Genomic DNA, 14,067 nt, shown 5'->3' on the forward strand with positions numbered 1-14,067 from the left:
AAAATATCGAGTTCGCACATCTTGTTGTCTGGTTATTGATTTTTCTCAGAACCATTTGATCACATGACAAGATGTGCATCTACCTTAAATTTATGATTTTTATCAAAATCATTAGGGGATTCCTCAGAGCAAAGTAGCCAACAACACCAACTACGACACCGATAATCAGCAATGCCAGAATTGAAATTTTTGCGCTAGGTTTAAACAGTGCTCGCCAGTTCATCACTCATCTCCAAGTATTTAATTTTTATATCGATGTAAGTTAACTTCATCTCTATTTATGCGTTCAGTATAAACTAGATCCTACTCATTGATCTGGAACTAAAAGTGCAAAATGAGACATGGCTCTAACTCTCTTTTTTGCTCTAAAGCTGCTTATATTATATGCATAATTACTAAAGCTACTCTAACACCTTGATTATCGCAAGGTTAATACACTATCAACTTAAAACATTAGCGGTTTCAATTAATTCATTTGAAATTATTTTAGATGTAAAAGTAAGGCAAACATCAGACATAAAAACAAAAAAGTTATGATTTTTGAAACTTTTTCTAAAGTTCATAGGTCTCTTAAATTACATCCTCTGTATTACACAACTTTGTGACAAGAAATAGGGTTAGGCATGCACAAGCAAATAGCATATTTAGTATTTTTCATCGCACTGGTTGGACAATTTATATTGTCTCCAGCAATGGCGATGCCTAAATATCTACATGCTAGTTCCCATGCAGCTCAACATATCGAGCCTCAAGCCTCACAGGCACAAACTATACTAGCCAGCAGCTTAGCCTCCTCGTATGGCTCTGACACTCAGATGAACTGCGACTCTGAAATGGTAAGTTTGAGTTTAGTCAAAGTCGACTGTGATGCCTTATGCGAAATCCTAGGGGCAGATAATTGCGTCTCCCACTGCGTTTCGGCGCCAGGAATTATCGACCAGTATCAATTAAGACTAGTCACATCCAATTCGACTGCCAGTGTCCAAACCAGTTTTTGGTCACCTCAGACCGTTGAGCTTTCGTCCGGTAATCCCCCTCCCATCAGTATTTAAGCTGTAACTCATCTTTTAGCGTTTTACAGAAATATTAGCCTGTCGCTATCAAGTCTAATTGATAGCTAGGCTAAGGCTTTCAGTCTTTAGTAAGAGCACTGTTTGCCATATTAATTATCTGATTTTGTTTGGAGTTTATTATGAAAAAGTTTATCAGCGTCATCGCACTATCAATTGCAAGCCTTGCTTCTCAAGCCGCCTCAGTGTCTTTTCCTGAGTCTATTGAAGTTTTAGCCGTTAATGGGTTAAGTAACGTCGATAGCCGTTACTTGGAGCTAGATCAGGGACAAAACCTCATTGAGGTTCAATATCGCGACCTATTTGAAAGCAATGCCGAAGATTCAAACTGGGTACGTTCAGAACCTCTGTATCTCTATATCGAACTAGAAACGGCTGCCAACTATAAGGCATTCACACCTAGCATACTGTCTGAAGAAGACGCTTACCTTTTCATCGATAACCCAACCATTAAGCTTAATGATGGAAGGGGCACTGAAAAGCAGGTAAGCCTTATGACCCATGGTCAATTGATGGCCAAATTATTGTTATCAAAACAGTAAGATATTTATCTAATCAGGAATAGGAATGGCACATTGAGCCAGCAAAATTGTGAAGTTAATCAATGTGCCGCTTAATTCCTATGGTATACTTAGCACAGTTTATTAGTTGGGAACATCATGCTTAGCATAATCCGTCGCCATACATTGTTAGCCTTTACGCTACTCGCATTGTTGAGTCAGCTAGTGCTTTCTAATGGATCGCTGATGGTACCGAATGCCATGGCTGATGATATGCCAATGATGAGCATGCAAGACGGAACAGACTGCCACCCAATGCAAATGGATGAAGACGCTCATTGCTGCGAAGTTGAAATGCAAACGCAAATGCTTCCCGGCACAGATCAGCCTTGCTGCAACGGCAATGGATCATGCCAGAGCGACTGTAGCCATTGCTTGGTAATTTCTGTAACAGGTACCCTGTTTAGTGCATCACCTTGGCCAGGGTTTAGCACTTCCGAAATTGTAATGGCCACTCCAATGCCTCATTTCCACTCTATTTCATTGCCACAAGATTTAAGACCTCCAATCGCTTAAACAGAGACTTCACGTTTCTGGCGAATTTCATTCGCACCCAAAAACGATATTAATCTTAATCAGCAATTATTTATGCCGTTAATTGTTCTGCAGCTTATGTTAAGCGCAGTCATCCGGCCATCTCTTTGATGGAGTTGAGTTATGAAAACCCTTATAAGTTTAGCCTTATCTGCCTTGTTAATTTTGTCTTGGACAGCAACAGCGTCAGCCAATGAACACCATCATGGTGCCCATAAAAGCCAGCACGCTGCACAGCACCAAGACTTTGCCTGTCCAATGCACCCTGAAGTGACAGGTACCAAAGGTGATTCTTGTCCTAAATGTGGTATGGATTTAGAAGCAACACAAACAGCCTCTAAAGCCCATACAAAGAACTGTGACTCTTGTCCAAATAAAGAGTCGTGCCCTAACAAAGCTGGAAAGCACCATAAGCATATGAACAAGCCTACCCATGCTTGCCCTATGAACCCAGCGATTACAGGTCAAGCAGGCGACAGCTGCTCTAAATGCGGCATGGACTTAGAACCTATTGCTAAAGCTGACAACGCTAAAAACTGTGACTCTTGCCCAAACAAAGAGTCATGCCCTAATAAAGCTAAAAAACACCACAAACATATGAGCAAGCATACCCATGCATGCCCAATGAACCCAGCTATTACAGGTCAAGCAGGCGATAGCTGCCCTAAATGCGGAATGGACTTAGAGCCAATCGCAACTGGCGATACAGCGACTAAATCTGGTCATCAGCATCACTAATATTTAGGGTGGAGATAAGGCATTATGAGTTTACTAAAGCCAAACAAGGCGGCGATGCCGCTGATCTGCGCATTCAGTTTTATGCTTGTGGCTACGCCACAACAGGCATTTAGCCAAGCTGCAGATACAACACATCAACAGGCTCAAGCCCACCAGCATGAGTCTAATCAAGATGGAGCCGGGTATTATTGCCCGATGCACCCTGAAGTGACTAGTCATGAAGCTGGTCGTTGCCCTGAGTGCAAGATGTTCCTAGTCAAAGATGAAGTGGCAGATGATGCGACTGATAAAACATCTCACTCTTCAGTTTCAGCTTCGACGGCGGTAGAAAACTACTACTGTCCTATGCATCCTGAAGTGACCAGTCATGAGCCCGGTCGCTGCCCTGAGTGCAAAATGTTCCTAGTCAAAGATGAAGTGGCAGATGATGCAACTGATAAAACATCTCACTCTTCAATTTCAGCTTCGGCGGCGGTAGAAAACTACTACTGCCCTATGCATCCTGAAGTGACCAGTCATGAGCCCGGTCGCTGCCCTGAGTGCAAGATGTTCCTTGTTAAAGAAGAGGAAGAAGAAAGCCAAGTTGACGAGCATGCAGCTCATCAACATGCACCAGAGCAATCCCAAGCTGACAAAATATTAAGCCAGCCAAAGCCATTACTGATACCCGCAGTGCAAAGCAATGGTGACGGCAATATCAAATACGTTTGCCCTATGCATCCACATGTTGTTTCCGATGTTCCAGGATCTTGCCCAATATGCGGCATGGACCTTGAAAAAGTCACTATAGGCGGCGTAGGTGAAGAAGTGGTGGTTGGTGTATCTGGTGGTATGCAGCAAGCCTTAGGTATGCGCAGCGAGCAAGTCACCGAAGGCACGCTATGGAAGCTAGTCAAAACCATCGGCACGGTGGAGTACAACGAAAATGCCATAGGTCATAGCCACACCCGCGTTAACGGCTGGATTGAAACCTTAATGGTGCATAACGTCGGCCAGCAGGTAAAAAAAGGGCAATTACTTTATGAGCTTTACTCCCCAGAGCTTATCAATGCCCAAGATGACTATATGCAAGCGGTGGACTATCTAAAGCAAGACCAAAGCCGCGGAAAAGACTTGCTACGTAAAGCGCGTTTACGTTTAGAGCTATTGGGGGTTAGCTCTGCAACAATCAAGCAGCTAGAGCGCACTGGTAAGACTGTCTATCGCGTGCCATTTTATGCTGAGCAAGACGGCTTTATCAGCAAGCTTACAGTGCGCCATGGCATGTATGTACAGCCAGGCGATACGCTATTTGAAATCGTCGATTTAAGCAGTGTTTGGATCATTGCCGATGTGTTTGAAAATGAACAGAGCTGGCTTGAACAGGGGCGCCCTGTAGAAGTCACTTCTGCCGCACAAGGGCTATTCGATCTCGAATCTACAATAGACTACATTTACCCAGAACTCGACCCCGTCTCACGCGCGATGCGAGTACGCATCAAGCTAGATAATCCTGATAAAGTACTCAAGCCCGGTACCTTGGTCGATGTAAAACTCTTCGGTGGCCCTAAGCGAGGAGTGCTGGCCATTCCAACCGAAGCCCTTATCCTTACCGGCCGTGAGAATCGAGTCGTAGTGCAGCGTGATGATAACCGTTTTGCTTCTGTGCCCGTAAAAGTCGGCATGATTGCCCAAGGCAAGGCTGAAATCATCGAGGGCCTAAATGTTGGCGACAAGGTGATTGTTTCTGGCCAATTCTTATTGGATTCAGAAGCCAGTATACAAGGCAGCTTACAGCGCTTAAGTGGCAGTAATAGTGGTAGCAGCAAAAATAGTAGCGCTGCCAGCGATCCACACGCAAACCACTAATCGGAGACTGATTATGTTAGAAAGAATTATCAGCGCCTCGATTAAACAACGGGCGATGGTGTTAGTGCTTACTGCGGTGATAGCCTTAATCGGCTATCAAGCGATGCGCATGACACCGCTAGATGCACTACCTGACCTGTCTGATGTACAGGTTATCGTCAAGACCTCCTATCCGGGGCAAGCGCCACAACTGGTGGAAGATCAGATAACCTACCCGTTATCTACCGCCATGCTGGCAGTACCAGGCGCACAAACCGTACGCGGCTTCTCCATGTTTGGTGACTCCTACGTTTACATTATTTTTGAAGACGGCACCGACATCTATTGGGCGCGCTCGCGAGTATTAGAATACCTTTCCCAGACTCAAGGCCAGCTTCCTGATAGCGTGACACCCACCTTAGGTCCAGACGCTTCAGGTGTTGGCTGGGTGTTCCAATACGCTTTAGTCGACCGTAAAGGTAAGCACGACTTAGCCCAGCTACGCTCTTTGCAGGATTGGTTTTTAAAGCTTGAGCTGCAAAGTGTTGAAGGTGTATCTGAGGTCGCCACGATTGGCGGCATGGAACAGGCTTATCAGATCATCGTCGATCCCCATAAATTGGCGCTGTATCAAATTGATTTGATGACGGTAAAAAATGCCTTAGATAACTCCAACAGCTCTACAGGTGGCTCGGTTATCGAAATGGCTGAAGCCGAGTATATGATCACCTCTACCGGTTATCGCCAGACTTTGGCAGACTTTGAAGAGATCCCACTCGGTATCGTTTCGGAATCTGGCACGCCGGTATTAATGAAGGATGTCGCGCAGCTCCGCACCGGCCCCGCCGCACGCCGCGGCATCGCCGAGCTTAACGGTGAAGGGGAAGTAGTTGGTGGTATCGTAGTAATGCGCTACGGCGAGAACGCCCTTGCCACCATCAACAATGTTAAGCAGAAACTCAAAGAAGTAGAGAACGGTCTACCCGATGGGGTTGAGTTAGTGATCACTTACGATCGCTCAGAGCTCATTCTCAATTCGGTAGATAACCTCAAGCACAAGGTGCTTGAGGAGATGCTTGTAGTCGCGGTGATCTGTCTGATCTTCCTGCTTCATGCTCGATCGACACTGGTGGCTATTATCTCACTGCCGATCTCGATTCTCATCAGCTTTATCGTGATGAACATAATTGGTGTCAACGCCAATATTATGAGCTTAGGCGGTATTGCTATCGCTATTGGCGCCGTGGTCGATGCAGCCATCGTGATGGTCGAGAATACTCACAAACACTTAGAACACTATCGAGAACAACATAACGGCGCCACACCTACGGGAGAAGCGCACTGGGAGCTAGTACGCAAGGCATCGGTTGAGGTGGGTCCGGCACTATTTTTCAGCTTGCTGATCATCACCCTCAGTTTTGTGCCCGTATTTGCCCTAGAGGCGCAAGAGGGACGCCTATTCCATCCGCTAGCCTATACCAAGACCTTTGCCATGGCGGCGAGTGCAATATTAGCCATCACACTGATCCCGGTATTAATGGGATATTTCGTTCGCGGTAAGATCCCCGATGAGCGTAAAAACCCTATTAGCCGATTTTTAATTGCAATTTATGAGCCTACGCTACGTTTAGTATTACGCTTCCCCAAGACCACAATCTTGCTAGCGATGCTAACTCTTGCCAGTGCTATCTACCCTATGACCAAGATGGGCAGCGAGTTTATGCCGGAACTTGAAGAGGGCGACCTACTCTATATGCCAACCACGCTGCCAAGCGTCAGTGCAGGTAAAGCGGCGGAGATCTTGCAGCAAACTGATAGATTGATAAAAACCGTGCCTGAAGTGAAGCGAGTCTTTGGTAAAGTCGGCCGCGCCATGACGGCAACGGATCCAGCGCCACTAACCATGCTAGAGACCACTATCATGCTTAACCCAAGAGATACTTGGCGCGAAGGCATGACGCTAGAAGGCATTATCGCGGAGCTACAAAGAACCGTAAAAGTGCCGGGAATAACCAATGCTTGGGTGCAACCAATCAAGACCCGTATCGATATGCTCTCTACCGGGGTGAGAACCCCTGTCGGCATTAAAATATCCGGCGCAAATATTGAGGAGTTGCAACGCATAGGGACTGAGATAGAAGCGGTAGTCAGCAAGCTACCGGGGACAGAGTCTGCCTTTGCTCAGCGCACCAGTGGCGGCCGCTATATTGATATTGAGCCTGACCTTAAAAATGCCGCCCGTTATGGAATGACGCTCAAGGACATTCAAGACGTGGTGCAGATGGCGATTGGTGGTATGCAAGTCGGCCAATCGATTCAAGGCCAAGAACGCTACCCAATCAATATCCGCTACCCTCGTGAGCTACGCGATAGTATCGAAAAGCTCGAAGATTTACCTGTGCTAACTAAGACGGGGAAATACCTGCCTTTAGGCAATCTCGCCAGCATTAGCATCAGTGATGGTGCGCCTATGCTAGCTAGTGAAAACGGTCGCTTGATCAGCTGGGTATTTGTTGATTTAAAAGGTGTCTCGATTGGTGAGTACATAGCTACTGCAAGAGCTGCGCTAGATAAGCAGATCAGCTTGCCGCCACGTTACAGCTATAGCTTTGCTGGCCAATATGAGTATATGCAGCGGGTAGAAGCCAAGATGCAGTTGGTTGTGCCACTCATGCTGGCGGTGATCTTTATGCTACTCATGATGACCTTTAGCTCATTTATCCAGGCGTCAGTGATCATGCTAAGCCTGCCCTTCTCCCTAGTGGGAAGCGCCTGGTTGCTGTACTTCTTGAACTTTGACTTCTCTGTTGCAGTATCTGTAGGAATGATCGCGCTGGCTGGCGTTGCAGCTGAGTTTGGCGTAGTGATGCAGGTCTATTTGAATAACAGCATAAGAGATCGAAAACTCGCGGGCCTATACAATAAGCGCAGTGACTTAAGCGAAGCGCTTATCCACGGTGCGGTAATGCGTATTCGTCCTAAGGCGATGACAGTCGCAACTATCTTCTTCGGCCTGTTACCAATTATGTGGGGTAGCGGTACAGGTAATGAGGTGATGCAAAAAATCGCTGCACCTATGGTGGGCGGTATGGTCACTGCACCTATCTTGTCACTATTTGTTATTCCGGCGATTTACCTGTTAATTTATGGACGCAAATTGACCAAAGATTAGCACCAAAATCAGCTTGTATAGCTATTGTCTTATATAGCGATCATGTTTAATCAGTAGGGCGTAACTGCCCTACTGATTTTATTTATTAGGGTTAACCACCCGACTCACTCACTACGCGTCCAGAACTCAGCAATCTTTGCGCTTCTCGTTCATCTCTATCTCTTTGCGCTTGAGTCGTACACTTACGCACTGGCATTCTAGAGCCTGTTACAGTGACTTTCTCACAACGGTAATCACTGCTTTTTTTATTTGTTTCTGCCGTTGCAACGCCATCGGAGTTTTCAGCCGTTGAGCCACAAGCAGATAACAGCACTACGGATGCGGATAATCCAATCCATTTCAATTTTTTCAACATTATTAACTCCATGGCTGAACGCCTTTTATTTTTATAAGTTTTTTTGTTTAAAATACATACTGGAAAACCAAGCTAGCAAACACACAAGTTAATCACAAACTCGCAACACAATCACAAACACACTTGCGGCAACAAAAAATTAACACAAATAAAAGTAAACAAAATCCTAACTAGAACCAAAAAACTTAATAGCAGCCAATTTTAGGCGCCTTCAAGCAATAACAACCTCACTTTGTTTGAGATTGTGACTGTTTAAAAATTGTTAACTCGAAAGAGGCTTACAGATAAATAGATACAAAATGATACGAGGTTATACCAATTGCTATAAGAGATTGAGTGCTGTTTGGTAATATTTAGCTGCCATTAAATTCTGCACAATAAAAATGCACAGGCTTGAGGCTGTGCATATTTGACGAATAATCATTACCAACAGTGAGTGCCTATTGGCAGTAAAATAACAGCCTCAAACTTAATTCCCCATACGTAGTTCAATAATGGAAAAGAAGCCACCGCTTAGGTCGTTAATCACTGCAAATCGCCCAACATTGGGAATATCGGTTGGCGGCACACACACCTTGCCCCCCAACTGCTCTACCTGCTTAGCCTTTGTATCGCAATCTTCCACAGTGAAATAGATCATCCAATGAGCTGGCATGTCACCCCATTCCTGCGTCATTGCCATCATGCCACCAATATCTTGAGAGCCCACCTGCCATTCGGTGTAGTCCATCCCCTCCAGATTACTATCTCTAACACCCCAGCCAAAAATATGCGGATAAAACTGCTTAGCCTGCGCGGTATCACGACAAGCAAGCTCCACCCAGCATAAGGTATGCGTCTCTGCCGCACGTTGAGCACCGACATGGTTCTTAGCTTGCCAAAGAGCAAATCTTGCGCCTTCAGGATCTTGAACTATCGCCATTCGTCCTGCCTCGCCCACATCATGAGGACCAATCAAAACAGTACCGCCAGAACCTGTGACATCGACCAAGGAAGCATCGAGATTTTCTACCGCGAAGTAAACCGTCCACTGCGTCGTATCGCCGTTAGCGACCATCTCTTCAGGCAACTGATACATAGCACCAATATCGTCACCATCGATAGCCAGCATGCTATAAGTGCCTTGCGGGATCGGCATATCGACAACTTCCCAACCAAATAAAGCATTATAAAACTGCTTGCTGGCATCGATATCCAAAGAGGCTAACTCTATCCAGCATGGCTGGCCTTGAAAATACTGATCAACTTTCATTACTTGCGCCCTTGTTAACTCAACTCTTTGAGTTAAGACCTATATGGTCAGCCTGTCCAACTATCGACTATGTAAAGTGGCATGAATTACAACAACTGATTGCGAACTGGCATTACTTGCGTCCTTGTTAACTCAACCCTTTGAGCTAAGCCTTTTGAGTTAGGCCCTATATGGTCAGCCTGTCCAACTATCGGCTCTGACAATGACATGAATTACAACAACTGATTTCAAACCTGCATCACATGTGCCCTTGTTAACTCAACCCTTTGAGTTAGGCCCTTTGAGTTAGGCCCTTTGAGTTAGGCCCTATATGGTCAGCCTGTCCAACTATCGGCTCTGACAATGACATGAATTACAACAACTGATTTCGAACCGGCATCACATGTGCCCTTGTTAACTCAACCCTTTGAGTTAAGCCTTTTGAGTTAGGCCCTATATGGTCAGCCTGTCCAACTATCGGCTATGAAAGTGGCATGAATTACAACAACCGATTTCGAACAAGCAGCAGCAAAAGTCAGCTAATTAAGAATGAACTATAATCTATATCTAGCCATTATCATGGAAGATTGACAGTGCCTGTATTAATGCGAAGCATGCAATACCTCTTTGCACCGATTGCCATTACGTTCCTATGTATAGCAGTGACTCAACAACTCGCTTCAACATGGCAAGCTTGGCTGCCCAAAATTGACGAGCTCCCCTATTACGTATTCGGAGTGTCTGCATTACTGGCATTACAATTTAACTTCAGCCGCGTTAGTTACCTGTCGTTACTATTGCTACTGTTTTACTACCTGATACAAACCGACTCACAAAGCTCTGCCCAGGCAATATTTAACCGCGAGCAGATTTTAATAATCGGCACCTTTATCATTACTTTTTTTGCCATAAGCAAAGATCGCGCTCTGTTTTCACTGCACTTTATAAAAATGATATTTGGAGTAGCGCTGTGCTTTATATTGGCTCTCGGCTGGTATGCCACCATTTCAAAACTAACTGACTTGGACGCTAAGCAACTCCTACCTAGTTCACTCCATTTACTGCTCTCTTTATACGTTCCAGTTGGCATAGCTTGCATCGTTGTTTGCATCTTCGTCGTTTGGCGATCAACAGGCGTTGACTCCACCATAGCTCTCACGCTTTTTGTTTGGTTATTTTATTATTACTTACCCAATGAACTGCCACTTTCAATTCTGCTATCTTTACTGGCGATCGCCTACTTATGCTCTATCGTAGTTGAAAGCTATCACCTCGCTTACAAGGATGATCTTACAGGGCTATCATCTCGGCGCGCCTTAAATACCATGGCACTATCACTCAATAAGCATTACAGCCTCGCCATGATTGATATCGACCATTTTAAAACCTTTAACGACACCTATGGCCATGATATTGGCGATCAAGTACTGCGATTAGTGGCTAGAAAACTGAGTAAGGTAAAAGGTGGCGGACAAGTATTTCGCTATGGAGGGGAGGAATTTACCATTGTGTTTGAGAATAAAGATATCGAGGTCGTACTCCCACACCTTGAAGATCTAAGGCGTAAAATTAGCGACTACAACATAGTTCTACGTAATGAAGGGCGTAAAGCTTCATCAAAGTCAGATCGAACGGCCAAAGATAAAGCCAACCCGATCGTCAACATTACCATTTCAATTGGTGTAGCCGAGCAGCGTGGTGAAACCACATTCGAAAACACCTTAAAGCGGGCCGACAAAGCCCTCTACCAAGCTAAAAACAATGGCCGTAACCAAGTGTTTGCCTAACTCAAGCAGCAGTCTAGCAAACTATAAGTCCCCTAAAGCTTTGCCTTGGGGGACTTAAAAGAACTAGATCGAGTAGAAGTAGTAGATTTGCGATTTCATTCTAATAACGATTCCACGGATCACATCTAAGAATGCTAAGAACTCGATAGGCTTGGTGCCAGAGATCCACGCGAGCCCAACGGAACCTACGGGAATATCGTAATCACCGGTTTCGGTCAGCTTAAGTCTGACAAAATGGTGTTTATTATTCAGGTTCTGCCCTGTGGTTTGCCTAACATTATCGTCCAATGCAACCAAACGCCCCTGTGATTCCCCTGTCGCCTCGACGATACCCTCGACTTCGGCGCTAAACACCTTGCCCGGATAAACAGCTGAGGCAAATTCAGCTAATTGTCCGACCTTTACGTTACGAATAGCCTGATGGTTTACCCGCATCAGTACATACTTCTCATTGGTGTACATCTGCATGCGTGGTGCTACGCCCACATACTGGCCTTCGCGCATAATAAAGTTGGTTACATAGCCGTCTGTTGGCGCATAGATCTTAGTGTTATCTATGTTCCACTGGGCTTGAGCGACATTTTCATGCTCACTATTAAGATCCGACTGGCGACTCTCTACCGCTAATCGAGACTTTTCAATATTCAGCAATGCCGTATGCTCAGCCATCTGCGCCTTCTCGATTTGAGTTGAGTAGGTCTGTACCTGTGCACTAGCGAGATCAACCGCCGTTTGCTGCTCATCTAACTGACTCTTAGTGATCGTATCTGGCACCACACGGTTCTGCTCTACAAAACGTGCCAAAGTCTTCTGTTTCCAAGCTAAATCTTTAGACGCTGCGACTAGCTGATTTTTAGTAATGCTAACGTCGGCTATCGCCACTTCATGCTGCTTCAAGGCTAGTTTTACATCTTCGTTAGCCAAAGACAGGTTTACCTTTGCGGTTTCCTGCGCCACCAACGCCTTATTCAGCGCGATTTGATAGGGCTCGGCATCTAAATCATAGATCAGTTGGCCAGCCTCGACCTTTTGGTTAGGTTGAATATAGATGTTCTCGACCTTACCGCGGATCTGTGAGTTTGCCGGACGCAGCTGAATATGTGGTGATTGCACCAAAGAGCCGCCAGACAGATCCATTGGTGTGTAATTCAATAAGCCAACCCATACAAACATCAACCAACCTGTACCGCCTAGGTAAGCAAAGGCCTTACTGTAAGTGTTCCATGGCATACCAACTAGGCGCAAAAGATAGATAAATAGTGCCCATACAGCTAAACCCTCAAGCATTGGTTTGCTCCTCTTTTACTGTCACTGCATTCGGTCCAATATCGGATTCTTTCTCACGCCATACATCTCTAATTCGACGTAGAGCTTTCTCACCATCTACGAAGGCGACTATCACAGCAATCACCCAGACCCAATGCCAGATAAAGCCTATCCAGGTGAGCGCGGTGATCAGCCCTATCTGATGATGCTTCTCCTTGTGGGCCTTGTTTATCGGCATTTCGTGGATTTTCCAAAAGCCGTATGCCGCTGCAGCCACCGTTAGCACCATTACCACCGCAGCAACACTATGCAGCGCTGTATCAACTCCTGAATCAACGAATGGCATGCTGAACAAGCTCATAGATAGAAACCTCAAAAAAGTGTTTTGGCCGCGTAGTTTGCCAGCCCCAATATTAAGAACAAGACCAGATACACTTATGTATCAATTATCCCAACCTTATGATTCAATAAGGTCATATTAGGTTAGGATATTCACTATGCTGCTCAACACCGCTTTTATTCGCTCTTGCTACATTGCTCCGGTATTAGAGGGGGTTGAGGCTCATTACGGTGTGCGGCCTGAGGACTTGGGGATCCCCAATCTACTGCTACAAGACAGGATGACGTTGATCCCGTTTACCCAAGTATCAACTTGGTTTGAGCAGATAGAGCGGCTTACAGGCGAAGCGGATTTTATGGTGAAAATCCAAAGCTACCTTAGTTTGGAAGGGCTGGAAGTTCCCGGAAAGTGGTTCTTAAGTGCCCCGGACTTGGCCATCTCTTTTAGACGAATAAACCACGGTATTTGCAGCTTCCAGTCTGGCGCTAGTTATTACGCTCAGCAGTCGGGAAAAATCTTAAAGTGGTGCTACTGCAATGATTTTGTAAAGGGAAAAGCACGCTCTCATGATTCGCTAAGAGTGGCTTTTACCCTATTCAACGCCATTAAAAACTACGTTGGCGATAGCTATAGCCCACGCAAAGTCAGGCTCAGTGGCCCGCCCATTCAACAAAAAGAAACAGAGCAACTCTTTGGCTGCCCAGTGTCCTGGAATGCGCCGCAAACTGAGCTATGGCTAGGCATCGACAGCCTGCTTATGTCTACCGACGATTACAGTTACACACAGGAACCCTTAACCGCATCGATTCCGCTGTCTCAATTAGAAAAATATCTTAATATGCCGCAACCAACTGATACGCCTAAAGTGTTGTACGAGATGGTGAATTACTCACGCTATTACGGTTTACCAAACGTAAATTCGGTGGCGGCGCTGTTTGGGATCTCTCGCCAGCAACTGCAGAGACGATTACAGAAGCTTGGGTTCACCTTCACCTACCTGTCTGGCTATATTTTATGTAATCAGGCAATTAAATATATGCTGGAGGGAATGAATGTGGCTGAGATTTCGACACGTTTAGGCTATGCCAATTCACATAGCTTTAGTCGTTCATTTACGCGCTTTCGTCGTCAAACACCGACTCAATATTTAAATAAGCTAAATCTAAGTAGCAAAAAGCCTCTTTAAA

12 protein-coding genes and 1 pseudogene are annotated in these 14,067 nt (G+C 45.5%); 8 read left to right on the forward strand and 5 right to left on the reverse strand.

From position 1 onward, the window contains the following. Positions 1-112 precede the first annotated feature (112 nt). Positions 113-223 (reverse strand): annotated as a pseudogene (locus tag K5Q73_RS20065) (cytochrome C); the annotation flags it as partial. 400 nt (positions 224-623) lie between these two features. On the opposite strand from K5Q73_RS20065, the gene K5Q73_RS20070 reads away from it, so the two are divergent. The 6 genes from K5Q73_RS20070 to K5Q73_RS20095 all read left to right on the forward strand — a co-directional run bounded on the left by K5Q73_RS20070 (position 624) and on the right by K5Q73_RS20095 (position 7,901). Further along, a complete protein-coding gene (locus K5Q73_RS20070; protein ID WP_220765661.1) occupies positions 624-1,052 on the forward strand; it encodes a hypothetical protein in 429 nt (142 codons plus the stop codon). A 140-nt stretch (positions 1,053-1,192) separates the two neighbouring features. Then, the gene (locus K5Q73_RS20075; RefSeq protein ID WP_220765662.1) at positions 1,193-1,612 is read left to right on the forward strand and encodes a DUF2057 family protein; all 420 of its coding nucleotides are present in this window, start codon (positions 1,193-1,195) and stop codon (positions 1,610-1,612) included. Between the two features lie 117 nt (positions 1,613-1,729). Further along, a complete protein-coding gene (locus K5Q73_RS20080) occupies positions 1,730-2,146 on the forward strand; it encodes a hypothetical protein (RefSeq protein WP_220765663.1) in 417 nt (138 codons plus the stop codon). A 141-nt stretch (positions 2,147-2,287) separates the two neighbouring features. After that, positions 2,288-2,902 carry a heavy metal-binding domain-containing protein gene (locus K5Q73_RS20085; protein ID WP_220765664.1) on the forward strand — a complete coding sequence of 205 codons (615 nt, stop codon included), beginning with the start codon at positions 2,288-2,290 and terminating at the stop codon, positions 2,900-2,902. Between the two features lie 24 nt (positions 2,903-2,926). Then, entirely contained in the window at positions 2,927-4,750 is a 1,824-nt protein-coding gene (locus K5Q73_RS20090) for an efflux RND transporter periplasmic adaptor subunit (RefSeq protein ID WP_220765665.1), read from the forward strand. A 13-nt stretch (positions 4,751-4,763) separates the two neighbouring features. Further along, complete coding sequence (locus K5Q73_RS20095) at positions 4,764-7,901, forward strand: efflux RND transporter permease subunit (protein ID WP_220765666.1); 3,138 nt, start codon at positions 4,764-4,766, stop codon at positions 7,899-7,901. Between the two features lie 91 nt (positions 7,902-7,992). On the opposite strand, the gene K5Q73_RS20100 is transcribed toward K5Q73_RS20095, so the two are convergent. Beyond that, complete coding sequence (locus K5Q73_RS20100; RefSeq protein WP_220765667.1) at positions 7,993-8,256, reverse strand: hypothetical protein; 264 nt, start codon at positions 8,254-8,256, stop codon at positions 7,993-7,995. Positions 8,257-8,725: 469 nt separating this feature from the next. Beyond that, positions 8,726-9,508 carry a VOC family protein gene (locus K5Q73_RS20105; RefSeq protein ID WP_220765668.1) on the reverse strand — a complete coding sequence of 261 codons (783 nt, stop codon included), beginning with the start codon at positions 9,506-9,508 and terminating at the stop codon, positions 8,726-8,728. 572 nt (positions 9,509-10,080) lie between these two features. On the opposite strand from K5Q73_RS20105, the gene K5Q73_RS20110 reads away from it, so the two are divergent. Further along, a complete protein-coding gene (locus K5Q73_RS20110) occupies positions 10,081-11,274 on the forward strand; it encodes a GGDEF domain-containing protein (RefSeq protein WP_220765669.1) in 1,194 nt (397 codons plus the stop codon). A gap of 63 nt (positions 11,275-11,337) precedes the next feature. On the opposite strand, the gene K5Q73_RS20115 is transcribed toward K5Q73_RS20110, so the two are convergent. Further along, on the reverse strand, positions 11,338-12,561 hold the full coding sequence (locus K5Q73_RS20115) for an HlyD family secretion protein (RefSeq protein ID WP_220765670.1): 1,224 nt from the start codon (positions 12,559-12,561) through the stop codon (positions 11,338-11,340). After that, the gene (locus tag K5Q73_RS20120) at positions 12,554-12,901 is read right to left on the reverse strand and encodes an MFS transporter (protein ID WP_220765671.1); all 348 of its coding nucleotides are present in this window, start codon (positions 12,899-12,901) and stop codon (positions 12,554-12,556) included. Before K5Q73_RS20120 ends, K5Q73_RS20115 begins: the two co-directional genes overlap by 8 nt. A gap of 136 nt (positions 12,902-13,037) precedes the next feature. Between K5Q73_RS20120 and K5Q73_RS20125 the strand changes: the two genes are divergently transcribed. Beyond that, positions 13,038-14,066, forward strand: a complete 1,029-nt coding sequence (locus K5Q73_RS20125) for an AraC family transcriptional regulator (protein ID WP_220765672.1) — start codon at positions 13,038-13,040, stop codon at positions 14,064-14,066. The last annotated feature ends 1 nt before the right edge of the window (position 14,067 follow it).

This window comes from Shewanella sp. MBTL60-112-B2, from assembly GCF_019655055.1.
Lineage (GTDB): Bacteria > Pseudomonadota > Gammaproteobacteria > Enterobacterales > Shewanellaceae > Shewanella.